The sequence below is a fragment of the Streptomyces sp. B8-7 genome (assembly GCF_058833805.1).
On sequence record NZ_JBYRRL010000001.1, the window covers coordinates 1,323,450 to 1,347,958 of the forward strand.

At 74.3% G+C, this 24,509-nt stretch carries 21 protein-coding genes; 15 read left to right on the top strand and 6 right to left on the bottom strand.

Annotated features, from left to right (window positions below; genetic code table 11):
• Positions 1–169: 169 nt before the first annotated feature.
• Complete coding sequence (locus AC5K6T_RS05480; RefSeq protein ID WP_493206127.1) at positions 170–1,192, top strand: C40 family peptidase; 1,023 nt, start codon at positions 170–172, stop codon at positions 1,190–1,192.
• Between the two features lie 29 nt (positions 1,193–1,221).
• Positions 1,222–2,412: a hypothetical protein gene (locus AC5K6T_RS05485; RefSeq protein WP_493206129.1), complete on the top strand. Its 1,191-nt coding sequence runs from the start codon at positions 1,222–1,224 to the stop codon at positions 2,410–2,412.
• Positions 2,413–2,502: 90 nt separating this feature from the next.
• Here the strand turns inward: AC5K6T_RS05485 and AC5K6T_RS05490 are convergent, their stop codons facing one another.
• Positions 2,503–3,738, bottom strand: a complete 1,236-nt coding sequence (locus tag AC5K6T_RS05490; protein WP_493206131.1) for a glycosyltransferase 87 family protein — start codon at positions 3,736–3,738, stop codon at positions 2,503–2,505.
• Positions 3,739–3,916: 178 nt separating this feature from the next.
• Between AC5K6T_RS05490 and AC5K6T_RS05495 the strand changes: the two genes are divergently transcribed.
• Positions 3,917–5,059: a glycosyltransferase family 4 protein gene (locus AC5K6T_RS05495; protein WP_493206133.1), complete on the top strand. Its 1,143-nt coding sequence runs from the start codon at positions 3,917–3,919 to the stop codon at positions 5,057–5,059.
• A gap of 294 nt (positions 5,060–5,353) precedes the next feature.
• Positions 5,354–6,976 carry a GMC oxidoreductase gene (locus tag AC5K6T_RS05500; protein ID WP_493207360.1) on the top strand — a complete coding sequence of 541 codons (1,623 nt, stop codon included), beginning with the start codon at positions 5,354–5,356 and terminating at the stop codon, positions 6,974–6,976.
• A 13-nt stretch (positions 6,977–6,989) separates the two neighbouring features.
• Here the strand turns inward: AC5K6T_RS05500 and AC5K6T_RS05505 are convergent, their stop codons facing one another.
• Positions 6,990–8,786 (bottom strand): AMP-dependent synthetase/ligase, encoded by a 1,797-nt coding sequence (locus AC5K6T_RS05505; RefSeq protein ID WP_493206134.1) that lies wholly within the window; start codon positions 8,784–8,786, stop codon positions 6,990–6,992.
• A gap of 321 nt (positions 8,787–9,107) precedes the next feature.
• Between AC5K6T_RS05505 and AC5K6T_RS05510 the strand changes: the two genes are divergently transcribed.
• The 6 genes from AC5K6T_RS05510 (at position 9,108) to AC5K6T_RS05535 (ending at position 14,425) form a co-directional block, all read left to right on the top strand.
• Positions 9,108–9,896 carry a metallophosphoesterase family protein gene (locus AC5K6T_RS05510; RefSeq protein ID WP_493206135.1) on the top strand — a complete coding sequence of 263 codons (789 nt, stop codon included), beginning with the start codon at positions 9,108–9,110 and terminating at the stop codon, positions 9,894–9,896.
• 177 nt (positions 9,897–10,073) lie between these two features.
• Positions 10,074–10,517 (top strand): SRPBCC family protein, encoded by a 444-nt coding sequence (locus tag AC5K6T_RS05515; protein ID WP_493206137.1) that lies wholly within the window; start codon positions 10,074–10,076, stop codon positions 10,515–10,517.
• A 55-nt stretch (positions 10,518–10,572) separates the two neighbouring features.
• Positions 10,573–11,748 (top strand): ArsA family ATPase, encoded by a 1,176-nt coding sequence (locus tag AC5K6T_RS05520; RefSeq protein ID WP_493206139.1) that lies wholly within the window; start codon positions 10,573–10,575, stop codon positions 11,746–11,748.
• 57 nt (positions 11,749–11,805) lie between these two features.
• Positions 11,806–12,306: a DUF5304 domain-containing protein gene (locus tag AC5K6T_RS05525; RefSeq protein WP_493206141.1), complete on the top strand. Its 501-nt coding sequence runs from the start codon at positions 11,806–11,808 to the stop codon at positions 12,304–12,306.
• A 54-nt stretch (positions 12,307–12,360) separates the two neighbouring features.
• Positions 12,361–13,314, top strand: coding sequence for an ROK family glucokinase (locus AC5K6T_RS05530; protein WP_493206143.1), 954 nt, complete (start codon positions 12,361–12,363; stop codon positions 13,312–13,314).
• A gap of 364 nt (positions 13,315–13,678) precedes the next feature.
• Positions 13,679–14,425 (top strand): endonuclease/exonuclease/phosphatase family protein, encoded by a 747-nt coding sequence (locus tag AC5K6T_RS05535; protein ID WP_493206145.1) that lies wholly within the window; start codon positions 13,679–13,681, stop codon positions 14,423–14,425.
• A 370-nt stretch (positions 14,426–14,795) separates the two neighbouring features.
• Here the strand turns inward: AC5K6T_RS05535 and AC5K6T_RS05540 are convergent, their stop codons facing one another.
• The gene (locus AC5K6T_RS05540; RefSeq protein WP_493206147.1) at positions 14,796–15,512 is read right to left on the bottom strand and encodes a hypothetical protein; all 717 of its coding nucleotides are present in this window, start codon (positions 15,510–15,512) and stop codon (positions 14,796–14,798) included.
• A complete protein-coding gene (locus tag AC5K6T_RS05545) occupies positions 15,505–16,284 on the bottom strand; it encodes an alpha/beta hydrolase (RefSeq protein WP_493206148.1) in 780 nt (259 codons plus the stop codon). The genes AC5K6T_RS05540 and AC5K6T_RS05545 overlap by 8 nt, the downstream gene beginning before the upstream one ends.
• Before the next feature lie 235 nt (positions 16,285–16,519).
• Between AC5K6T_RS05545 and AC5K6T_RS05550 the strand changes: the two genes are divergently transcribed.
• From AC5K6T_RS05550 to AC5K6T_RS05565, 4 genes are all read left to right on the top strand, one after another.
• Positions 16,520–17,272, top strand: a complete 753-nt coding sequence (locus AC5K6T_RS05550) for a lysophospholipid acyltransferase family protein (RefSeq protein ID WP_493207362.1) — start codon at positions 16,520–16,522, stop codon at positions 17,270–17,272.
• Between the two features lie 114 nt (positions 17,273–17,386).
• Complete coding sequence (gene macS, locus AC5K6T_RS05555) at positions 17,387–18,619, top strand: MacS family sensor histidine kinase (RefSeq protein ID WP_493206150.1); 1,233 nt, start codon at positions 17,387–17,389, stop codon at positions 18,617–18,619.
• Positions 18,616–19,296, top strand: a complete 681-nt coding sequence (locus AC5K6T_RS05560) for a response regulator (RefSeq protein ID WP_493206152.1) — start codon at positions 18,616–18,618, stop codon at positions 19,294–19,296. Before macS ends, AC5K6T_RS05560 begins: the two co-directional genes overlap by 4 nt.
• A 492-nt stretch (positions 19,297–19,788) precedes the next feature.
• Positions 19,789–20,784, top strand: a complete 996-nt coding sequence (locus AC5K6T_RS05565) for a 2-hydroxyacid dehydrogenase (RefSeq protein ID WP_493206154.1) — start codon at positions 19,789–19,791, stop codon at positions 20,782–20,784.
• On the opposite strand, the gene AC5K6T_RS05570 is transcribed toward AC5K6T_RS05565, so the two are convergent.
• Together AC5K6T_RS05570 and AC5K6T_RS05575 are read right to left on the bottom strand one after the other, a co-directional pair.
• On the bottom strand, positions 20,736–22,658 hold the full coding sequence (locus tag AC5K6T_RS05570) for an anthranilate synthase family protein (protein WP_493206155.1): 1,923 nt from the start codon (positions 22,656–22,658) through the stop codon (positions 20,736–20,738). The genes AC5K6T_RS05565 and AC5K6T_RS05570 overlap by 49 nt on opposite strands.
• Before the next feature lie 159 nt (positions 22,659–22,817).
• Positions 22,818–23,123: a trp operon leader peptide gene (locus AC5K6T_RS05575; RefSeq protein ID WP_493206157.1), complete on the bottom strand. Its 306-nt coding sequence runs from the start codon at positions 23,121–23,123 to the stop codon at positions 22,818–22,820.
• On the opposite strand from AC5K6T_RS05575, the gene AC5K6T_RS05580 reads away from it, so the two are divergent.
• Positions 23,017–24,369 carry a class II 3-deoxy-7-phosphoheptulonate synthase gene (locus tag AC5K6T_RS05580; protein WP_493206159.1) on the top strand — a complete coding sequence of 451 codons (1,353 nt, stop codon included), beginning with the start codon at positions 23,017–23,019 and terminating at the stop codon, positions 24,367–24,369. The genes AC5K6T_RS05575 and AC5K6T_RS05580 overlap by 107 nt on opposite strands.
• The last annotated feature ends 140 nt before the right edge of the window (positions 24,370–24,509 follow it).

Genomic DNA, 24,509 nt, shown 5'->3' on the forward strand with positions numbered 1-24,509 from the left:
CCGAACGGGCGAATTACGGCGGCCTGTGATGACCCCGCGCCCCGTCACTGACCTGCGTCGGCGACGGGGCGTCACCGTGCGTGCCCGCGGAGGTCTTTGGCCGGTGCCCCGTCCCGGGGCTACTGTCGGCCGCGTTTCCAGCCAGCCAGTGGAAGGAGCGCGTCGACCCGTGGGCTCTCACCGCCGTCTCGCACCGTCACCGTCGGGGTTCGACCGCGGAATCGGCGCCCTGTGCGCCCTGTCCGCGGCCGCCCTCGGCGCCGTACCGGCCGCCACGTCCGCGGTGGCCGCGCCGCACGACGACACCCGCTCCGAGGTGGACCGCCTCTACGAGGAGGCGGAGAAGGCCACCGAGGCCTACAACCGGGCCGACGAGCGCGCGGACACCCTGCGCGGCCGGATCCGCGCCGCGCAGGACCGCATCGCCCGCCAGCAGGAGCGCGTCAACACCATGCGGGAGGAGCTCGGTTCGCTGGCCGGCGCCCAGTACCGGGCCGGCGGCATCGACCCGTCCGTCGCCCTGCTGTTCGCCGACGACCCGGACGACTACCTGGACAAGGCCGCGGCCCTGGACCGGATCTCCGCCCGCCAGGCGGGCCGGCTCAGGGAGTTCCAGGACGCGCTGCGTGAACTCGCCCAGGAGCGCGCGGAGGCTTCCGCCCGCCTCGGCGAGCTGGAGCGCAGCCGCAAGGCCGTCGCCGCCCACAAGCGCACCGTCGAGGACAAGCTCGCCCGGGCCCGCCGGCTGCTCGACGCCCTGCCCGACACCGACCGCGCCGCCCACGACCGGGCCTCCCGCTCCGGCCGCACGGACCTGCCCGGCCTCCCCGGCGCCGTGCCCGCCTCCGGCCGGGCCGCCGCCGCGGTGGCCGCCGCCCGCTCCGCGCTCGGCAAGCCCTACGTGTGGGGCGCCAACGGGCCCAGCGGCTTCGACTGCTCCGGCCTCACCCAGTGGTCCTACTCCCGCGCGGGTGTCGCCATCCCGCGCACCTCCCAGGGCCAGCGCTTCGCCGGCCGTCAGGTGCCGCTGTCCCAGGCCCGGCCCGGCGACCTCGTCACCTACCGCTCCGACGCCAGCCACGTCGGCATGTACGTCGGCAACGGCCAGGTCATCCACGCCCCCTATCCCGGGGCCCCGGTCCGTTACGACCCGGTCGGGATGATGCCGATCGCCTCCGTGACCAGGGTCTGATCCGGCGGTCCGGCCTTACGATCGGGAAGATGGCTGGTCGAAGGCGGTGGCGGGGCACGGGTGCGGTGCTGGCCTGCGTGCTGCTCGTCTCCCCCGCGGGCTGTGCCGCGCCCACCGCCGAGGACGCAGCCCGCGGCCAGGTGCAGCGGATGCTCGACCGGCGGGCCGAGGCGCTCGTCGACCGGGACGCCGCCGCCTACCGGGGCACCGGCGCCACCACCGTGTACCAGCGGCTGCGCGCGGTGCCGCTCGCCGACTGGCGGTACCGGGTGACCGCGCTGCGCCGGGACGGCGACCGCGCCACCGCCGACACCGAGCTGCGCTACCGCCTCGACGGCTACGACGCGGCGCCGGTCGTGGCGGGCCGCACCCTCGGCCTCGCCCGCGCGGCGGACGGCACCTGGCGGGTGGTGTCCGACCGGCCGGCCCGGAAGGCCGGGCAGCAGCTGTGGGACCAGGGCGCGGTGTCCGTGGTGCGCGGCCGGCACAGCATCGTGCTCGGCGTCGACCGCTCCGCGCGGTCGCTGAGGGACTACGCCGACCTGGCCGACCGCGCCGTACCGGCCGTGTCCGACGCCTGGGGCCGCGCCTGGAGCCGCCGCGTGGTGGTGCTGGTGCCCGGCTCGCTGGCCGCCATGGCGGCCCTGCTCGGCGCGCCGCCCTCCTCCTACCGCGGTATCGCCGCCGTCACCACCGGAGAGGTGGGCGGCTCCGGGCGGGCGCCCGCGGACCGCGTCATCGTCAACCCCGACGCGTACGCGCTGCTCGGCCCGACCGGGCGGCAGGTCGTCCTCACGCACGAGACCGCCCATGTCGCCACCCGCGCCCACACCCGTCCCGCCACCCCGCTGTGGCTGTCGGAAGGGTACGCCGACTGGGTCGGCTACCGCGGCACCGGGCGCGACCCGTCCGAGGCCGCTCCCGAGCTGGCCCGGGCCGTCGACGCCGGGCGGCTGCCCGAGGCCCTGCCCGCCGACGGCGACTTCGGCTTCGGCAGCGACGCCGGCGCGCTCGCCCGGGCCTACGAGGGCTCCTGGCTGGCCTGCCGCATGATCGCCGAGCGGTGGGGCGAGGAGCGGCTCGGCGCGTTCTACCGGGCCGTGGGGGAGCACGAGCGGCGGGAGGGGGCCGTGGAGGACGCCCTGGACCGGCAGCTCGGGACCACCCTGGCGGAGTTCACCGCCGACTGGCGGGACTACCTGCGCGACAGACTCGGCTGACCCGGGCCCGATCCCGAAACGAGCCCCGGTCGGACCGCGGCTCGGGCCCCGGCCCGAGCTCCTGCCGGTGCGGGCCCGGCCGGCCGGGGCTCAGGAGCCGACGGGGGTCCGGTCGGCCCGGCCGGCCCAGCCGGGCACGGAGGCAGGGGAGCGGCGCGGCCGGGCGGCCCGCCACAGCGCGCGGGCCGCCACCACGCAGGCCAGCACCAGCAGTGCGTTGCGCAGCGCGAGCAGGGTGACGCCGAGGGTGTCGCTCGCGACGACGTGCGCGAACCAGACCGGGAACTCCAGCACCGTCACCAGCGAGGCCGCCAGCACCAGCAGGCCCGGCAGCCGCATCCGGCTCTCCCGGTGCGCCAGGCAGACCGCGGCCAGCCCGACCAGCCACACCAGGTACTGGGGGCTGATCACCCGGCTGGTGGTGGTGAACAGCAGCACCGCCGTGAACGCGGCGTCGGCGAGGGTGGCCGCGGTGAACCTGACCGCCGCCAGCCGCCACACCAGCAGCCAGCCCAGCGCCAGTCCGCTCAGCGCCAGCGAGGCCGTGCTCACCGCGCCCACGTGCGGGCCGAGGAACTCCACCGAGCCGTAGTTCAGCAGGACCTCGCCGTCCCACCCGTGGTGCCGGGCCACGTGGAACACCAGCGCGCCCAGCGACTCCACCTCCGTGCCCCGGTCCCGCTGGAAGGTGAGGAACGCGAACGCGCCGGGCACGGCCACCCAGAACACCGCCGCGAGCGCCGCCGCGGTCAGCGCCGCCGCGCCCCACGCCCGGCGCCGCACGCAGCCCACCAGAAGCAGCGCCGGCCACACCTTCAGCAGCGCCCCGAACCCGGCCAGCGCGCCCGTCAGCCGCGGACGACGGGCCCCGGCGAGCAGCGCGGCCACCGCGACCGCGGTGACCATCACGTCGTAGCGGGCGTAGACCGTCGGGCCCAGCAGGGCCGCGCCGACCACCCACACCCAGGCTCCGCGCAGCGTCCGGCCCGGACGCAGCCCGGCGAACAGCAGCATCGCCAGCACCGCGAAGTCGGCGAGGAACGCCAGCACGAAGAAGGCCTGCGCGTAGTCCAGGAACGGCAGCACGGCCGGCGACAGCACCGCCAGCGCGGCGGCGGGCGGGTACTGCCAGGTGACGTCGTCCTGCGGGAACGCTCCGGTGCTCAGCACCTCGTACCAGCCGTGGTAGATGACCGACACGTCGCTGGTCACGTCGGGGCCGGGGAAGACGAACACCTTGAACACGCACAGCAGCAGCGCCAGCCGGCTCAGACTCCAGAGCGCGAGCAGCCCGAACGCCGAGCCCCGGCCGTCCGTCCAGTGCACCTGCGCCCCACCTCGTCCGCTGCCCGCCGTCCCGGGCCCGTGGCCGCCCCGGGGGCCGGTGCCCGCGCCGTGCGGCGCGGCCGGCCGTTCCGGTCCATCGTCTCCCGGCGGCCCGCGAGCGCCGAGCGGCGCGGCCGCGTGCCGAGCCGCGAGTCTACGTTGGGTAAGGTCGGCGGCGATGCGCAAGACCCTGATCGTGACCAACGACTTCCCGCCCCGGCCGGGCGGCATCCAGGCGTTTCTGCACAACATGGCGCTCCGGCTCGACCCGGAGCGGCTGGTCGTCTACGCCTCCACCTGGAAGCGCGGCCGGGAGGGCGCCGAGGCGACCGCCGCCTTCGACGCCGAGCAGCCCTTCACCGTCGTACGGGACCGCACGACCATGCTGCTGCCGACGCCCGGCGCGACCCGCACGGCCGTGCGGCTGCTGCGGGAGCACGGCTGCACCGCGGTGTGGTTCGGTGCGGCCGCCCCGCTCGGGCTGATGGCCCCCGCCCTGCGCCGGGCCGGCGCCGAGCGGCTGGTGGCCACCACGCACGGCCACGAGGCCGGCTGGGCGCAGCTGCCCGCCGCGCGGGGGCTGCTGCGCCGGATAGGCGACTCCACGGACACGATCACCTACCTCGGCGAGTACACCCGCTCGCGCATCGCGGGCGCCCTCAGCGCGGACGCCGCGGCCCGCATGGTGCAGCTGCCGCCCGGCGTGGACGAGAAGACCTTCCATCCCGGTTCGGGCGGCGCCGAGGTCCGTGAACGCCTCGGCCTCAGCGGCCGGCCGGTGGTCGTGTGCGTGTCGCGGCTGGTGCGCCGCAAGGGGCAGGACACCCTCGTCCGGGCCATGCCCCGGATCCTGGCCGCGGTGCCGGACGCCGTGCTGCTGATCGTGGGCGGCGGCCCCTACGAGGGTGAGCTGCGCCGGCTGGCGGCGGAGTCCGGCGTCGCGGACGCGGTGCGCTTCACCGGGCCGGTGCCCTGGGCGGAGCTGCCCGCCCACTACGGAGCCGGGGACGTGTTCGCCATGCCGTGCCGTACCCGGCGGGGCGGTCTGGACGTGGAGGGGCTCGGCATCGTGTACCTGGAGGCCTCCGCGACGGGTCTGCCGGTGGTGGCGGGGGACTCCGGCGGCGCGCCCGACGCGGTGCTGGACGGGGAGACCGGGTGGGTGGTCCGGGGCGGGGTCCCGGAGGAGGCGGCCGAGCGGGTGGTCGCGCTCCTCGGTGATGCCGAGCTGCGCCGCTCGATGGGGGAGCGGGGGCGTACCTGGGTCGAGGAGCGGTGGCGCTGGGACCTGCTGGCCGAGCGGCTGCGGGCGCTGCTCTAGCCCTGCCGGGCGCCTGTGCCGTGTCGTCGGCCTCGGCTGGTGTGTGGCGGGGCGCGCAGTTCCCCGCGCCCCTTCTTCCGGTGGGTCGGTTTGGGCCGTTCTGCGGGCTGACGGTGGTGTGTGGCGGGGCGCGCGGTTCGCCGCGCCGCTTCGGGTGGGGCGTGCGGCCGTCGGGTGCGTTCGGTGCGGGGGGAACGGGGGGAACGGGGGAACGGGGGGAACGGGGGAATCGGTGCGGGGGGCCTAGGCGGGTGGCGTGAAGCGGCGCATGCTGCGGCCATGACAGCACAACTGATGCAGCGTCAACTGACGAGACGTCACATACTTGGTATGGTCGCGCTCCAGACCGCGGCCTCCCTCGGGTTCACCCGCGCCGGTCTGCAGTCGGCCCGCGCCGACGAGCCCGACGCAGTCGACTCCGCCCCGGCGATCGTGGTCGGTTCCGGCTACGGCGGCGCCGTGGCCGCCCTCCGGCTCGGCCAGGCCGGGATCCGCACCCTCGTGCTGGAGATGGGCCGCCTGTGGAACACCGCGGGCGGCGACGGGAAGGTGTTCTGCTCCACCACCGCACCCGACCGCCGGTCCATGTGGTTCCGCACCCGCACCGAGGCCCCGCTCTCCACGTTCCTGTGGCTGGACGTCGTCAACAAGCCCATCTCCCCCTACCCGGGCGTCCTGGACCGGGTGCGCCACGACGCGGTCTCCGTCTACGTCGGACGCGGTGTCGGCGGCGGTTCCCTCGTCAACGGCGGTATGGCGGTCACCCCGCCCAGGTCCTACTTCACCGAGCAGTTCCCCACCGTGGACGCGGACGCCATGTACGGCACCTACTTCCCGCGCGCCCGCGCCATGCTCGGCGTCAACTCCGTCGACCCGGGGTGGTTCGAGGCCACCGAGTGGTACCGGTTCGCCCGGACCTCCCGCAAGGCCGCCCGCAACGCCGGACTGCGCACCGTCTTCGTGCCGAACGTCTACGACTTCGGCCACATGGAGCGCGAGGCCGCCGGCACCGCCCCCCGCTCCGCGCTCGCCGGAGAGGTCATCTACGGCAACAACCACGGCAAACGCAGCCTCGACAGGACCTACCTGGCCGCCGCGCTCGGCACCGGCAACGTCACCGTCCACTCCCTGGAGAAGGTGACCTCCCTCAGCAGGGCCGCCGACGGCTCCTACCTGCTCACCGCGGAGCGCATCGACGACACCGGCGCCGTCGTGGAGACCCGGACGTACGGCTGCGGCTATCTGTTCCTCGGCGGCGGCAGCCTCGGCACCAGCGAACTCCTCGTCCGCGCCCGCGACACCGGCACCCTGCCCGACCTGGACGCCCGGGTGGGCGCGGGCTGGGGCACCAACGGCAACACCATGGCCGGCCGGGCCAACCACCTGTGGGACACCGTCGGCGCCCACCAGGCCACCATGCCCGTGCTGGGCATCGACGACTGGGCCAACGCCGACAACCCGGTCTTCGCCGAGATCGCCCCGCTGCCCATGGGCTTCGAGCACTGGATCAGCCTCTACCTGGCGATCACCAGGAACCCCGAACGGGCCTCGTTCGCCTACGACTCCGCCACCGGCCGGGTGCGACTGGGCTGGACGGCGGAGCAGAGCGCGGTGTCCGTCCGCATGGCGAAGAAGCTGTTCGACCGGATCAACGCCGCGAACCTGACCGTCTACCGCCACGACCTGTTCGGCTCCGGCGGCAAGGTCTTCGCCGACGACTTCACCTACCACCCGCTCGGCGGCTGCGTCCTCGGCCAGGCCACCGACGACTACGGCCGGGTCCGCGGCTACCCGCGGCTGTACGTCACCGACGGCGCGCTCGTGCCCGGCTCGCTCGGCGTCAACCCGTTCGTCACCATCACCGCGCTCGCCGAACGCACGATGGCGCGGGTCCTCGCCGAGGACACCGCGCCGTGAACCGGGCCGCCGGTCACTTGGCGTAGATCGCCTCGATCTCGGCGGCGTAGTCCTTCGCCACCAGGTTCCGCTTCAGCTTCAGCGACGGCGTCAGGTGGCCCGACTCCTCCGTGAACTGGGAGGGCAGAATGCGGAACTTCCGCACCGATTCCGCCTTCGACACCGCGGCGTTGCCGTCGTCGACCGCCGACTGGACCGCGGCCAGCAGGTCCGGGTCCTCGCGCAGCGACGCCGCGGTGGCACCCTCCGGCTTGCCGTGCTCGGCCGCCCAGCGGCCCAGGAACTCCTCGTCCAGGGTGACCAGCGCGCCGACGAACGGCCTCCCGTCGCCCACCACCATGCACTCCGCCACCAGGGCGTGCGCCCGGATGCGGTCCTCGATCACGGCCGGGGCGACGTTCTTGCCGCCCGCGGTGACGATGATCTCCTTCTTGCGGCCGGTGATCCGCAGGTAGCCGTCCTCGTCGAGGGTGCCGATGTCCCCGGTGTGGAACCAGCCGTCGGCGAGCGCCTCCGCGGTCGCGGCCGGGTTGTTCCAGTACTCCTTGAACAGGTGCTCGCCGTGCAGCAGCACCTCGCCGTCGTCCGCGATCCGCACCACCGAGCCCGGCAGCGGCTGGCCCACCGTGCCGATCTTCTGCCGGTCCCACGGGTTGAACGCGGTCGCCGCGCAGGACTCGGTCAGGCCGTAGCCCTCCAGCACCGTGAAGCCGATGCCGCGGAAGAAGTGGCCGAGCCGCTCGCCCAGCGGGGCACCGCCGGAGATGGCGTACTCGCCCCGGCCGCCGAGCACCGCGCGCAGCTTGGCGTAGACCAGCCTGTCGAACACCCTGTGCTTCAGTTTCAGGCCGAACGACGGGCCGGAGGGGGTGTCCAGCGCCCTGCTGTAGGCGATGGCGGTGTCCGCCGCCCGGTCGAAGATCCTGCCCTTGCCGTCCGCCTGGGCCTTGGCCCGTGCCGAGTTGTAGACCTTCTCGAAGACCCGGGGCACGCCCAGGATCAGCGTCGGCCGGAAGGAGGCCAGCTCGTCGGTGAGGTTCTTGATGTCCGGAACGGTGCCCAGCTTGATCGGCGCCACCATCGGGGCGATCTGCACCATCCGCCCGAAGACGTGGGCGAGCGGCAGGAACAGCAGCACGCTGCACTCGCCGGTGCGGAACAGCGGGCGCAGCCGCTCCACCACGTTGCCGCACTCGGCGAAGAAGCTGCGGTGGGTGAGCACGCAGCCCTTGGGGCGGCCCGTGGTGCCGGAGGTGTAGACGATCGTCGCCGGGTCGTCCGCGCACGCGATCGAGCTACGCTCGTCGACCGTCCCGTCGGACACGTCCTGGCCGAGCCGGTCCAGCTCCGCCAGCGCCCCGCCGTCGATCTGCCAGACGTGCTTGAGCGCGGGCAGCGACTCCCGCACCGACTCCACCGCGGCCGCGTGGGAGTCCTGCTCCACGACGCAGGCCGTCGCCCCCGAGTCGGACATGATCCACCGCACCTGCTCCGGCGAGCTGGTCTCGTACACCGGTACGGTGACCGCGCCCGCGCTCCAGATCGCGAAGTCCAGCAGCGTCCACTCGTAGCGGGTGCGGGACATCAGGCCGACCCGGTCGCCCGGCTGCACACCGGCGGCGATCAGCCCCTTGGCGGCGGCGCGCACCTCGGCGTGGAACTCCCGGGCCGAGACGTCCTGCCAGTCGCCCCCGGCCTTGCGGGCGATGACGGCGACGTCGGGATGCTGCGCGGCGTTTCTGCGGACGATGTCGGCCAGGTTGCCGTCCGCGGGGACCTCGTACAAAGCCGGAAGGCTGAACTCGCGCAAGACTGCTGCTCCTCATAGGGCGCCGGCGCCACGACGTTGTGTGCTGCGACGGTGCGGTCCAAGGCTCGGGCGGTGCCCAGGTTTCCGGCCAGCGGCCGCCTCCCGGCGACCACTGGTTGAATACCTGAGCACGACTGGACTGCCCGGACGTTACCCGCCGGTATGGCTTCTACGACAGGGGGTCCCGGTGAGATGTTCGCTGCGTCACACCGATCGGTACTCCTTTGCGCACAGTAGTCGAGACCGTTCGGAACCAGCCAGTAACCGCAGGTCCGGCTGCCACTGTTCACCGGGCCCGGACGCCGCCTACGCTTGATCGTCATGGCATCCACACGCGCCGGGACACGGGTCCACGTAGTCAGCGACGTGCACGGCAACGCGGCCGGCCTGGCCCGCGCCGGGGACGGCGCCGACGCCCTGGTCTGCCTCGGTGACCTCGTCCTCTTCCTCGACTACGCCGACCACTCGCGCGGCATCTTCCCCGACCTGTTCGGCGTCGAGAACGCCCACCGCATCGTCGAGCTGCGCACCGCGCGCCGCTTCGAGGAGGCCCGCGCGTTCGGCGCCCGGCTGTGGGCCGGGCTGGAGGCCGACCGCGGCACCGTCATCGAGAACGCCGTCCGCAAGCAGTACGCCGAGTTGTTCGCCGCCTTCCCGGCCCCCACGTACGCCACCTACGGCAATGTCGACATCCCGCCGCTGTGGAAGGACTTCGTCCGCCCCGGCGTCACCGTCCTGGACGGCGAGCGCGTGGAGATCGCCGGCCGCGTCTTCGGTTTCGTCGGCGGCGGTCTGCGCACCCCGATGCGCACCCCCTACGAGATCTCCGACGAGGAGTACGCCGCCAAGATCGACGCGGTCGGCGAGGTCGACGTGCTGTGCACACACATCCCGCCGGAGGTGCCGGAGCTCGTCTACGACACCGTCGCCCGCCGCTTCGAGCGGGGCAGCCGGGCCCTGCTGGAGGCGATCCGCCGCACCCGCCCCCGCTACGCCCTGTTCGGACACGTCCACCAGCCCCTGGTCCGGCGCATGCGCATCGGCGCGACGGAGTGCGTCAACGTCGGCCACTTCGCGGGCACGGGCAGGCCCTGGGCGCTCGAATGGTGACACCGGCGGACGGGTCACGCACGGAGCGCGGACGGGGCGCGGCAGGGGGTGAAGGGGGCAGGTCGGGGGCGCGGTAGCCTTCACGCGGCACACACGTGCCCACGCACGTGCCCGCACACCGGCACGGACGTGCGCATCACGACCTCCCAGCGGCCGGCATCCGAAGGAGCCACGACGATGGCGGAACACACCAGTTCGAGCATCACGATCGAGGCGGCACCGACCGACGTCATGGAGGTGATCGCCGACTTCGCGCGCTACCCGGACTGGACCGGCGAGGTCAAGGAGGCCGAGGTCCTCGCGACGGACGGGCAGGGCCGGGCGGAACAGGTGCGGCTGGTCATGGACGCCGGAGCGATCAAGGACGACCAGGTCCTCGCCTACACGTGGACGGGCGAGCACGAGGTGTCCTGGACGCTGGTGAAGTCCCAGATGCTCCGCTCCCTGGACGGCTCCTACCTGCTCAGGCCGAACGGTGCCGGGACCACCGAGGTCACCTACCAGCTGACCGTGGACGTCAAGATCCCGATGCTCGGCATGATCAAGCGCAAGGCCGAGAAGGTCATCATCGACCGCGCCCTCGCCGGTCTGAAGAAGCGGGTGGAGTCCCCGGCGAAGTAGCCCCCGCCTGCACGGCCCGGCGGCCGCGGCGGTGTGTGGGTTAGCGTTCACCGTCATGCGCACCATCCTGATCCTGGGGCCCGGCGGGTCCGGCCGTACCACCGTCGCCGCCGCCACCGCGCTGGCGGCCGCGCGGAGCGGCAGCCGAACGCTCGTGCTGAGCGGTGACCGGACCGACACCCTCGGTGCGGTCCTCGGTACCCCGGCCGGCGCCGAGCCCGTCCCGGCCGCGGAGAACCTGTCCGCGTGGCGGCCCGACGCCGCCACCGGGTTCCGCACCGGCCTCGTGTCCCTCCAGGAGCGGGCGGGCGCCGTCCTCGACCTCCTCGGCGCGGCCCGACTGGAGCCGGAGGAGCTCACCCCGCTGCCCGGCGCGGAGGAACTCGCCCTGCTGCGGGCCCTGCGCGACGCGGCCTTGTCGGAGGCCTACGACACGGTCGTCGTCGACCTGCCGCCGGCCGACCGGGCACTGTCCCTGCTCTCCCTGCCCGAGGAACTGAGCCGCACCCTGCGCCGGCTGCTCCCGCCCGAGCGGCAGGCGGCCCGCGCGCTGCGGCCCGTGCTCGGGCGGCTCGCCGGGGTGCCCATGCCCGCGGAGTGGCTCTACGAGACCGCCGCCCGCTGGGAGGTGGAGCTCGGCGCCGTCCAGGCCGTGCTCGCCGACCGGCACACCCACGTCCGGCTGGTCGCCGAGCCGACCCCGGCCGGAGCCGACGCCGTCCGCGCCGCCACCCTCGGGCTCGCCCTGCGCGGCCGCCGCCCCGACCGGCTGATCGCCACCCGGGTGCTGCCCGAGGGCGAGGCGCCCGCCGGCAGCTGGCTCGCCGGGCCGGTGGCACAGCAGCGCAAGATCCTGGAGGAGTGGCAGGGCAGCCACGACGTCCGCACCGCCGCGCACCTCGGGCGCGACCCGCGCGGCGCCGAGGACCTGGAGCGGCTGGCGCTGCCCGGCCCCGGTGAGACGCCCTCCACCGTGGACTGGCCGGTCGAGGACCGCCTCGCCGAGGACGGCGTGCTCCTCTGGCGCGTTCCCCTGCCCGGCGCCCGGCGCGAGGACCTCGACCTGATCCGCCGCGGCGACGAACTCGTCCTCGGCGCGGGTCCGTTCCGGCGGGTCGTGCCGCTGCCCTCGGCGCTGCGGCGGTGCACCGTGGACGGGGCGAGCCTGCGCGAGGAGCAGCTGCGGATCCGGTTCGCGCCGGATCCCGCGCTGTGGCCGGCGGCACGGTGAGGACGGGGCGCCCGTTCGGGTAACGTCGTAGGAACGAAACGTAGTCAGGAGCCCGCCATGAGCGAAGAGCAGCCCCCCGCGGCAGAGCGCGCCACCGAGGCCGACGCCGACGCCTGGGCAAGGGCCTGCGCCGAGGACCTCGCGGCGGAGCGGGAGCGGCGCCGGCAGCAGTACGGCACCCCGCCGGGGTCGGCCGCCGACGAACTGCGCAGGCTCCTCGACACGGTCGCCGACAAGCTGTCCGGGCTGCAGTCCCCGCTGCTCGGCGCGGTCGCCGGGCCCGCCGCCCAGCAGGCCGTGCAGCAGGTGGTGCAGCAGGCCAGGGCCGCCGTCGAGCCCGTCATAGAGCGCAACCCGGACGTCTTCGACCATCTCGCCTCGGCCGGACAGGAGCTCCTCGCCGCCTACCGCTCCGCCGTCCAGACGCAGGAGAGGCGCTGGACCGCCCGCGGCGCCGGCTTCGGCCGGGACCCCCGCGACGGCGACGGCGGCCGGGACGGCGGCGGCCGGGGCGACGACGAGGACGGCGGTCCGGGGCAGCGCATCGACGTGGACTGACCCCGCCCTCGGGTACGGTTGGCCGTAGCGGGGCTCGACCGAACTGAGGGATTCATGGGACTCACCATCGGCGTCGACATCGGCGGCACGAAGATCGCGGCCGGCGTGGTCGACGAGGAAGGCACCATCCTCTCGACGCACAAGGTGCCGACCCCCACCACGCCCGAGAGCATCATCGACGCCATCGCGTCGGCGGTGGAGGGCGCACGCGCGGGACACCAGATCGTGGGCGTGGGCATCGGTGCCGCGGGCTACGTCAACCGTCAGCGTTCCACCGTCTACTTCGCGCCCAACATCGACTGGCGCAACGAACCGCTCAAGGAGAAGGTCGAGGCGCGCGTCGGCCTCCCCGTCGTCGTCGAGAACGACGCCAACGCGGCCGCCTGGGGCGAGTACCGGTTCGGCGCGGGCAAGGGCCACCGCAACGTCATCTGCATCACCCTCGGCACCGGCCTCGGCGGCGGCATCATCATCGGCAACAAGCTGCGCCGCGGCCACTTCGGCGTGGCCGCCGAGTTCGGCCACATCCGCATGGTGCCGGACGGCCTGCTGTGCGGCTGCGGTTCGCAGGGCTGCTGGGAGCAGTACGCCTCCGGCCGCGCCCTGGTCCGCTACGCCAGGCAGCGCGCCAACGCCACCCCGGAGAACGCCGAGATCCTGCTCGCGCTGGGCGACGGCACCCCCGAGGGCATCGAGGGCAAGCACATCTCCGTGGCCGCCCGCCAGGGCTGCCCGGTCGCCGTCGACTCCTACCGCGAGCTGGCCCGCTGGGCCGGGGCCGGCCTGGCCGACCTGGCCTCCCTCTTCGACCCGTCCGCGTTCATCGTCGGCGGCGGCCTGTCCGACGAGGGCGAGCTCGTGCTCGAACCGATCCGTAAGTCCTACAAGCGCTGGCTGGTGGGCGGCAACTGGCGTCCGGTGGCCGAGGTGATCGGCGCTCAGCTGGGCAACAAGGCCGGCCTGGTCGGTGCGGCGGACCTGGCCCGGGAGCCGGACCCGGTCATGTGACGTCCCGGGCGTGGGGGGGGGGGGGGGGGGGGGCCGGACGCCCGTCCGCCGCGGCCGGCCGTGCACCGTGTCCGGCCGCCGTCCGCGTCCCCCGGCGCCGTCCCGCGGTGCCGTCCCGCGGTGCCGTCCCGCGGTGCCGTCCCGCGGTGCCGTCCCGCGGCGCCATCCCGCGGTGCCGTCCCGCGGCGTCCTCCCGCGGTGCCGTCCCGCGGTGCCGTCCCCCGGCGTCCTCCCGCGGTGCCGTCCCGCGGTGCCGTCCCCCGGCGTCCTCCCGCGGTGCCGTCCCGCGCCCCGGGTTCCCCGCCGGGGCTCCTCGTGCCCGAGGTCCCCCGGATCCCGCCCTGCCGGGCGTACATTGATCCGCATGGCGCCGCTCCCCAAGTCCCACACGGGTCCCGACGGTTCAGCCCTCGTCCGCGTCCTCAGCTACAACGTCCGCTCCCTGCGGGACGACCTCGACGCCGTCGCCCGCGTCATCCGGGCCTGCGCTCCCGACCTGGTCCTCGTCCAGGAGGCGCCACGGTTCTTCCGCTGGCGCAAGAAGCTCGCCCGGCTGGCGGGGGACACCGACCTGGTGATCCTCTCCGGCGGTGCGACCGCGGCGGGACCGGCCCTGCTGTGCGGTCTGCGCGCCACCGTCGAGCGCACCGAGGACGTCCTGCTGCCGCTCACCCCCGGCGGGCACCGCCGCGGCTTCGCGACGGCGGTGGTCCGCTTCGGCGCCGCCCGGCTCGGCGTGATCAGCTGCCATCTCTCGCTCGCCCGGGCCGAGCGTCAGGACCAGGCCGGAATGCTCCTCGACCGGGTCGCCGCCCTCGGCCCCGAGCACGTCGTCGCGGGCGGTGACATCAACGAAGGCCCCGGCGGGCCCGCGTTCCGGCGGCTCACCACGCGGCTCCAGGACTGCCGCGCCACGGCCCCCTGGGGGGCCGAGCACACCTGGGTCCGCGACGAGCCCCATCGCCGGATCGACGCGATCTTCGCGACCAAGGGTGTGGAGGTGCTGGGCTGCGGTGTGCCGCTCGGGGAGCCCGGGATCGCCGCGGAGGACCTCAGGGCCGCCACGGACCACCTCCCGGTCCTGGCCGCCCTGCGCATCCCCGCCCCCTGACCGCATCGGCCCTGTGACCGCATCGGCCCTGTGACCGCATCGGCCCTGTGGCCGCTCCAGCCCTGTGGCCGCATCGGCCCCCTGACCGCTCCGGCCCTGTGGCCGCACCGGCCTTCCGGCCGCACCGGCCTTCCGGCCGCGCCGCCGCCGGGCCGCACCGGTCCCGGGCCACGCGGCCGCAAGGCCGGCCCGGTCCCGGGCCGTGACCGGCCCCCGGACTGCTCTTGGCCCTCGGACTGCTCTTGGCCTTCGGACCACCTCGGCTCCGGGGTGGCGCGCAGGTCGGCCACGGACGCCCAGCGCAGGGGAAGGCCCCCGGCACGGCCCGGCGAGGGCTGTGCCGGGGGCCTTCCGGCCTTCCCCGCACCGACTAGACGACGGCTCCCCGGCCCGGGTCGTCCCCGTCGTCCTCGTCCGTCCGCATCCGGGTGACCAGCGTGGCGAAGCCCCCGAGGAACCCGCCGATGCCGAGCGTGGCCAGCCACCAGGTCATGTCCCAGCCCAGCAGCACCGCCAGCAGAAGCAGTACCGGTCCGCCGAGCACGGCCAGCCAGGCGAACTTCGCCGTCGTGTCGGCGGCGGGCAGCGGCGGCGGCTCCGGCGGCACGAAGTGCCCCTCCTCGTCCTCGCCGAGGTCGTCGTCGGAGGGCTCGGCGACCGAGTAGTCGCGCGGGCCGACGCCCGGGGCGAAGGACACCGAGCCGCCCAGCGGCTTCGGCGCCCCCGCCCGAGGAGCCTCGCGCCGCGGCGGCCCGCCCTCCTCCTCGGAGCCGGAGCCGCCGTCCGCCCCCTCGCCGGTCGCACCGCCGGCCTGGTCACTCCTCTTGTCGCCCGTCCTGCCGCGAGTCCCGGCGTCGGCCCGGTCGCCGGTGTCCGTGCCGGTCCCGCCGTTGGTGGCGCCCTCCAGCCGCGCCAGATCCTCCACCGACTTGAACGGCTTGGCACCCGGCGGGTCCGGCGGCTCGTCGCCGTACCCCGCGACGATCGCCGCCCACGCGGCGGCCTCGTCGAAGGGCACGTTCTGCTCCTCCGGTCCGAGGCCGTCGCGCTCCTCCCGGCCCTCGCGCTCGGAGTCGTGCTCAGCCACCTGCCGCCGTCCCTTCCATGCCGACACCGGGTGCGAGCCGGCCGATGAACGCGTAGCTCTCCGCGAAGATCCGGTCCGCGTCGTAGTCCAACGTAGCCACGTGGTAGCTCTGTTCCAGCAGGACCTCCGTCACGTCGGTGGAGGACACCCGGCTCAGGACGCGGGCCGAGTCGGCGGGCGGGACGACATGGTCCTGCGGGCTGTGCAGCAGCAGCAAGGGCTGCGTGACCTGCGGCAGCTCACCGTCGACGAGCTGGAGGAACCGGCGCAGCGAGTGGGCCGCGTGCAGCGGGACGCGCTCGTAGCCGACCTCCTCGGAGCCCGGCCTGGCGATGTCGCTGGCGATGCCCTTCGTCGAGCGCACCAGGTGCCGGGCCACCGGAAGGGCGTACGCCGACAGGCCGTGCACCTTGTTCGCCGGGTTGACGACCACCAGGCCGGCCACCTCGTCGCCGTGCCGGGCCGCGAGCCTCAGGGCGAGGGCACCGCCCATGGACAGGCCGAACACGAACACCCGGGCACAGCGCTCGGTGAGGGCGCGCAGCTCGCGGTCCACCTCCGCGTACCAGTCCTGCCAGCCGGTGAGCATCATGTCCTCCCAGCGGGTGCCGTGGCCCGGCAGCAGCGGCAGGGACACGGTCAGACCGCGCTCGGCGAGGTACTCCGCCCAGGGGCGCAGCGACTGGGGGGACCCGGTGAAGCCGTGGCACAGCAGGACGCCGACCTCCCCGCCCTCGTGGCGGTACGGCTCGGCTCCAGGAAGGACCGGCACCTTCGGTCTCCTTGTTCGTAGAGGGGCGGGGGAACGTGAGGCGTACCCGGAGTCCCGTGCGGGGGACCGCTCGGGGGCCGTGCGCGGCGAACCGGGACCGGGCCCGCGAGCACTCCGGACGAGTCCGGGTGTGCTTCACCGTACGCGACCGTACTGACACCGACCAGGGTCGTCGGGCCACTCGCGCGACCGTGGGGTTAAGGTCTGTTCGACACACACAGGAGGCACTCGGTTGTTGTACGGCGCGATGAAGGTCACCGTCGGGGGTTCGCTGAAGCTCGTCTTCCGGCCCTGGGTGGAGGGCCTGGAGAACGTCCCGGCCGAGGGCGCCGCGATCCTCGCGAGCAATCACCTGTCGTTCTCCGACTCCTTCTTCCTGCCCGCGGTGCTGGACCGCAAGGTGACGTTCATCGCGAAGGCCGAGTACTTCACCACCCCCGGGGTCAAGGGCAGGCTGACGGCGGCGTTCTTCAAGGGCGTCGGCCAGCTGCCGGTGGACCGCTCCGGCGGGCGCGGGGCGGGCGAGGCCGCGATCAGAAGCGGCATCGAGGTGATCGAGAGCGGTGAGCTGTTCGGGATCTACCCGGAGGGCACCCGCTCGCCCGACGGCCGGCTCTACCGCGGCAAGCCCGGCGGCCTCGCACGTGTGGCGCTCGCCACCGGAGCCCCGGTGATCCCCGTGGCCATGATCGACACGGAGAAGATCCAGCCGCCCGGGAAGGTCGTCCCGAAGGTCATGCGCCCCGGCATCCGGATCGGCAGACCGCTGGACTTCAGCCGCTACCACGGCATGGAGCACGACCGGTTCGTCCTGCGGGCGGTGACCGACGAGGTCATGTACGAGATCATGAAGCTTTCCGGGCAGGAGTACGTCGACATCTACGCGACCGCCGCCAAGCGGCAGATCGCGGAGGCGGCCAAGGCGGACAAGGAGGCCGCGAAGGCGGCCGCGAAGGAGGCCGCCCGGACGGCGCGGAGCGGCGACTGAGCGGTGACCCGGCGGCGGCCGGGGCAGCCGGCCGGGCGGCCGGCGCGCAGCGCGGCCGGGCGGCGGCCGGGCTGGAGGACTACGGGGGGATCCGGGGCTTCGGGGGGTGGGCCGGTGGCCAGGCGCGAGAGAGTCATGACGATGTCGGTCGAGCTGCCGCTGTGGCGTGCGCTCACCGCCTACCGGGTGCTGACCATGCTGTACGCGGTGGCCCTGTTCGCCACCGCCCACCAGGAGTTCGACCGGCCCTGGCTCGCCGTCGGCTACTACGCCGTCCTGGTGGCGTGGACCCTGGCCACCCTGCCCCGGGTGCGCAACGCGGCGAGCTGCACGCGGCCCTTCCTGGCCGTCGACCTCGCCGTCGCGCTCGGCGGCATCCTGCTGACGCCGCTGGCCGACTCCGCCGAACGGATCGCGGACGGCGGCCCGACCCTGCCGTCGATCTGGACGGCGGGCTCGGTCCTCGCCTTCGCGGTCAAGGGCGGGTGGCGCTGGGCGGCCGGTGCGTCCGCCGCCGTCGCCGTCGTCAACCTCGTCGAACGCGGCCATCCGGCCCGCGACACCGTCCACAACGTCATCCTCGTCTGGGTCGCCGCCATCGCCATCGGCTACGTCGTCGAGGTCGCACGCGCCTCCGAGCGCACCCTGGCGCGCGCCCTGGAGATCGAGGCCGCCACCCGTGAGCGGGAACGCCTGGCCCGGGGCATCCACGACAGCGTGCTCCAGGTGCTGGCGATGGTGCAGCGGCGCGGCGCGGTGCTCGGCGGCGAGGCGGCCGAACTGGGCCGGATGGCCGGCGAGCAGGAGATCGCTCTGCGCAGCCTGGTCTCCGGCGGCCTGGTGCCGGTCTCCCGGGTGTCCGAGGACGCCGCCGAGGGCGCCGTCGTACGGGCCGTCGAGGAGCCGGACCCGCCCCGCGCGGGGCACGGCGGCCCGCCGGAGGACCTGCGCACCCGTCTGGCGCCGTTCGTCTCCGCCCGGGTGAGCCTGGCCGAGCCGGGCGCCCCCGTGCCGATGCCGCCGGCCGCGGCCCGTGAGCTGGCGGCGGCGGTCGGGGCCGCCCTGGACAACGTCCGCGTGCACGCGGGGCCGGACGCCCGCGCCTGGATCCTCGTCGAGGACTGGGACGACGAGATCGTCGTCTCCGTACGGGACGACGGTCCGGGCATCCCCGAGGGCCGGCTCGCCCAGGCCGAGGGGGAGGGACGCCTGGGGGTGGCCCAGTCCATCCGGGGCCGGCTGCGCGACCTCGGCGGCACCGCCGAGCTGGTGTCGGTCCCGGGGCAGGGCACGGAGGTCGAACTGAAGGTACCGAAGGTCCCCCGGGGGAAGGCAGGACAGCGATGAGCGACGACGGCCCGATCAGGGTGATGGTGGTCGACGACCACCCGATGTGGCGTGACGCGGTCGCCCGCGACCTGTCCGAGGCCGGGTTCGAGGTGGTCGCCACCGCGGGCGACGGCGATCAGGCCGTGCGCCGCGCGCGGGCCGCCCTGCCCGACGTGCTGGTGCTCGACCTGAACCTGCCGGTCAGGCCGGGCGTCGAGGTGTGCAGGGAACTCGTCGGCCACCGGCCCGGGCTGCGCGTGCTGGTGCTGTCGGCGAGCGGCGAGCACGCCGACGTGCTGGAGGCGGTGAAGTCCGGCGCGACCGGCTACCTGCTGAAGTCGGCGTCCACCGCCGAACTGCTCGACGCGGTGCGCCGCACCGCCGTCGGCGACCCGGTGTTCACCCCCGGCCTGGCCGGACTGGTCCTCGGCGAGTACCGCCGCCTGGCCGGCGAACCGGCTCCCGCGCCCGGCCCCGACGGCGACCGGGGCGGCGCCCCCCGGCTCACCGACCGCGAGACCGAGGTGCTGCGCCTGGTCGCCAAGGGCCTGAGCTACAAGCAGATCGCCGAGCGCCTGGTGATCTCCCACCGCACCGTCCAGAACCACGTCCAGAACACGCTCGGCAAGCTCCAGCTCCACAACCGCGTCGAACTGGTCCGCTACGCCATCGAGCGGGGCCTGGACGAGGACTGATCCCGGGCCGCCGCCGCGGGAGCCGGCGCACGCACCGGCTCCGGCGCCGACGGGCGCACGCACTGGCTCCGGTGCCGACGGGCACATGCACCGGCTCCGGTGCCGACGGGCACATGCACCGGCTCCGGTGCCGAGGGGTGCATGCGTCGGGTCCGGTGCCGAGGGGCGCACGCACTGGCTCCGGTGCCGAGGGGCGCATGCGTCGGGTCCGGTGCCGAGGGGTGCATGCGTCGGGTCCGGTGCCGAGGGGCGCATGCATCGGGTCCGGTGCCGACGGGTGCATGCATCGGGTCCGGTGCCGACGGGCGCATGCACCGGGTCCGGCGCCCACGGGTGCACGGGCGGAGGCCCCGGCGGGTGTGCGCTGCGGCGGCGGGGGCGGACCCGGGCGCCGGACACCGGGCGCCGCCCCCGCCCCTCCCGGCGTCGTATATTCGGCCCGACCGGTGTATCCGACGTACCCGGTGTATCCGGCACCCCCTGGAGGGCCCCGTGGAGATCCTCGCGTTCGGAGTCCAGGCCGACGAGAAGCCCCTCATCGAACGCGCCTTCAAGGGCCTGAACGAGGTCCGCTGCCTCGGGGTCTTCCTCGACGAGGACACCGCGCCCATCGCCACCGGCTACGAGGCGGTCTCCACCAGCGTCAACGCCGACCTGGGCCCGCGCGTGCTGCAGACCCTCGCCGCGGGCGGCACCCGGCTGGTCGCCCAGCGCTCCACCGGCTTCAACAACATCGACCTGGAGGTCGCCGAGCGGCTCGGCATGACCATCGCGCGGGTCTCGTCCTACTCGCCGTACTCCGTCGCCGAGTTCGCCTGGACCCTCGCCATGGCCGTCAACCGGCGCGTCGTGCGGGCCTCCACCCGCACCCGCGACTTCGACTTCCGCCTCGACGGGCTGATGGGCCGTGACCTGCACGGCCGCACCGTCGGCGTGCTCGGCACCGGCAAGATCGGCGAGGCCTTCACCCGGATCGCGCACGGCTTCGGGATGCGCCTGCTCGGCTGGGACGTCGCCGAGAACCCCCGCTGCCTGGAGCTCGGCATGCGGTACGTGCCCAAGGAGGAGCTGCTCGCCGAGTCCGACCTGGTCACCCTGCACGTGCCGCTGATGCCCGAGACCCGGCACCTCATCGACGCGGCCGCGCTGCGGACGATGAAGGACGACGCGATCCTGGTCAACTCCAGCCGCGGCGGCCTCATCGACACCGCCGCCCTGGTGGGCGAACTGCGCGCGGGCCGCTTCACGGGCATCGGCCTGGACGTGTACGAGGCCGAGGCGGGCCTGTTCTTCCTCGACAAGTCCCTGGAGGCCGTCGGGGACGACACCCTGGCCCGCCTCGTCACGTTCCCGAACGTGCTGGTGACGTCCCACCAGGCGTACTACACCGAGGACGCCGTCGGGCAGATCATCGACACCACCGTGCGGAACGTCGTCGACTACACGGAGGGCCGCCGCTCGGAGAACGTGCTCGTGCCGCGCAGCTGACCCACCAGCTTCCGCACCAGCGCCGCCCCGTTCAGCGTGAGCACCGACTCCGGGTGGAACTGCACCGAGGCGAACGCGGCGCGGGGCGCGGTGCCCGTCCGGCGAGGCGCCCGCAGCGCGTGCACCTCGCCGTTCGCGGCCCGGCTCACCTCGACGCCGCGCTCGGCCAGGGCGGCGGCCGCGGCGTCGTCGCAGCGCGCCGTGAAGCTGTTGTAGAAGCCGGCGGTCTCCGGCCGCCCGAACAGATCGACCACCGTCTGCGCGCCCTGGTACGGCACCTCCTTGCGGACGATGTCCAGCCCCAGCTCCGCCGCGATCAGCTCGTGTCCCAGGCAGACGCCGAGCACACCGCGCGCGGGATCGCGCAGCACCGCCCGGGTCAGCTCCCGCAGGAAGCGCATCTTCGGATCGCCCGGATCGCCCGGGTCACCCGGGCCGGGGCCCAGCACCACGGTCCCGTCGTGACCGAGCACCTCCTCGCGCAGGCCCGGCTCGTCGTAGCGCCGCACGGTCACCTCCAGGCCGCCCGACCGCAGCACGTGCGCCAGCATCGAGGTGAAGGTGTCCTCGCCGTCCACCACCAGCGCGTGCCCGCCGAGCTCCGCCGTGCGCTCCTGCATCCGCAGCCAGAACGGGGCGAGGTGGGCCCGGCGCCCGTCCAGCGCGGCCCGCACCCGGGGGTCGTCGGCGAGCCGGGCGGGTGCCCCGCCGCGATCCGGCCGGGGCGGCGCCACGCCCAGGGCCGCCAGCACCCCGGCCGCCTTCGCCCGGGTCTCGGCGACCTCGCCCGCCGGGTCCGAACCGCGCACCAGGGTGGCGCCGACCGGGACCCGCAGCCGGCCGTCGGCGTCGATGTCGGCGGTGCGGATGAGGATGGGGGAGTCGAGGGTCTGGGCGCCGCCGGAGTCCCGGCCGAGCAGGGCGAGCGCGCCGGCGTAGTAGCCGCGGCCGGTGCCGTCCGGTCCGAGGGGCTCGTGGCGCTCGATGACCCGGCAGGCGTTCTGCACGGGCGAGCCGGTCACGGTCGCCGCGAACATCGTCTCCCGCAGCACCTCCCGCGCGTCCAGGCTGGACCTGCCGCGCAGCTCGTACTCGGTGTGCGCGAGGTGGGCCATCTCCTTCAGCCGCGGGCCGACCACGACCCCGCCCATGTCGCCGACCGTGCACATCATCTTGAGCTCCTCGTCGACGACCATCGACAGCTCCTCGATCTCCTTGCCGTCGGCGAGGAACTCCAGCAGACGCCCCGGGGTCGGCCCCTCGGGCGGGTAGCGGTACGTGCCGCTGATCGGGTTCATCACGACGGTGCCGCCGGACATCCGGACATGCACCTCCGGGCTCGCCCCGACCAGCGTGCGCTCCCCGGTGTGCACCACGAACGTCCAGTACGCGCCGCGCTCGCCCACCAGCAGCCGGCGGAACAGCGCGAGGGCGTCCGCCCGGCAGAAGCCGGGGATCTCCCCCCGGTACGTCCGCCGGATCACGAAGTTCGCGCCCTCGCCGCGGCCGATCTCCTCGCGCAGCACCCGGCCGACGATCTCGCCGTACGCGTCGTCGTCCACGTCGAAGCCGCCCTCCGCCACCCGCACCGGGTGCGCGGGCAGCTGCGCCAGGGCCTGGGCCAGGGACAGCGTGTGCCGCTCCTCGGGGGTGAGCACCAGCAGCGGAGTGCCGTCGTCGCGGACGTCGAAGCCGCGCTCGCGGATCTGCCGGAACGGGATCAGGGCGAGTCCCTCGTCGGGCAGGTCGGCGAGCCGGTCGCGGGCGCCGACCGGGCCGAGGAGCACCTCGACGGTGTTCTCGTCGTGGCCCGGCGTGCGGCGGCGCAGCAGGGCGAAGGGGCGGGGGTCGTCGAGCAGATCGAGCAGTTGCATGGTCGGTGTCCCTCTCGGTCCTTCTCGGTCCTTCTCGCGGTGGATGCGCGGCTCCGACAGCACCTAGGAGCACGCTTGGATTTCACTCGGGAGGGACGGACCCCGGAAAACGCCGAAGGCCGCCCCTCGGCGGCCTTCGCGAAGTGTGGGTACGCGCAGTCAGCGGGCCGCCGGAGAAGCGGTCCACCACCAGTTCTGGCAGGTCTGGCCGGAGTGCCGGCCGGGATACGCGAACATGCGGGGCACCCTACCGCACGCCCCGGCGCACGGGCGGAGCCGCTGTCCGAGGGCTGTCCGGGACGTCTCATGTGATGGGCATGGGCCAAGGACGTCCGGACGACCCCGTAGTCTGGGCCCCGTGACCGTGAACGCTAAGACCAGCGCGAGCGCTGGCAACACCTGGCGAGACCTGCCCGCGGCGCAGCAGCCCGAGTACCCCGACGCTGAGGCTCTGCGCGCCGTCATCGCGGACCTCGAGTCGTATCCGCCGCTCGTCTTCGCGGGCGAGTGCGACCAGCTGCGCGCCCGGATGGCGGCCGTTGCCAAGGGAGAGGCGTTCCTCCTCCAGGGCGGCGACTGCGCCGAGGCCTTCGACGGCGTGTCCGCCGACCACATCCGCAACAAGCTCAAGACGCTGCTCCAGATGGGCGCCGTGCTCACCTACGCCGCGTCGGTGCCCGTGGTGAAGGTCGGCCGGATCGCGGGGCAGTACTCCAAGCCGCGCTCCAAGCCCAGCGAGACCCGCGACGGCGTCACGCTCCCGGTCTACCGGGGCGACTCCGTCAACGGCTTCGACTTCACCGAGGCCTCCCGCATCCCGGACCCGGAGCGGCTGAAGCGGATGTACCACGCGTCCGCGTCCACGCTGAACCTGGTGCGGGCCTTCACCACCGGCGGCTACGCCGACCTGCGCCAGGTGCACGCCTGGAACCAGGACTTCGTGCGGTCGTCCCCGTCCGGCCAGCGCTACGAGCAGCTCGCCCGTGAGATCGACAACGCGCTGAACTTCATGCACGCCTGCGGGGCCGACCCGGAGGAGTTCAAGACGGTCGAGTTCTACTCCTCGCACGAGGCGCTGCTGCTCGACTACGAGTCCGCGCTCACCCGCGTCGACTCCCGCACGGGCAGCCTCTACGACGTCTCCGGGCACATGGTGTGGATCGGTGAGCGCACCCGGCAGCTCGACCACGCCCACATCGAGTTCGCCTCGAAGATCCGCAACCCCATCGGGATCAAGCTGGGCCCGACGACGACGGCCGAGGAGGCGCTGCAGTACATCGAGCGCCTCGACCCCGAGCGCGAGCCGGGCCGGCTGACGTTCATCGTCCGGATGGGTGCGGACAAGATCCGCGACCGGCTGCCGGAGCTGCTGGAGAAGGTCACCGCCTCGGGGGCCACCGTGGCCTGGGTGACCGACCCGATGCACGGCAACACCTTCGAGGCGGCCTCCGGCCACAAGACCCGCCGCTTCGACGACGTGCTCGACGAGGTCAAGGGCTTCTTCGAGGTGCACAAGGCGCTGGGCACCCACCCGGGCGGCATCCACGTGGAGCTGACCGGTGACGACGTCACCGAGTGCGTCGGCGGCGGCGACGAGATCTTCGTCGACGACCTGCACCAGCGCTACGAGACGGCCTGCGACCCGCGTCTGAACCGCAGCCAGTCCCTGGACCTGGCGTTCCTCGTCGCGGAGATGTACCGGGACCAGTGACCCGGGAACGGGCCGCAGGCCGCTCCCGGCCGTGACCGGCACCGGCCGGTCACGCCGGCCGGCGGCAGACCGGCGAGAGGCCGGCGACAGGCGCGGCCGGCGCTGCAAGCGGCGGGCAAGCGGCGGGATGGGGCGCGGAT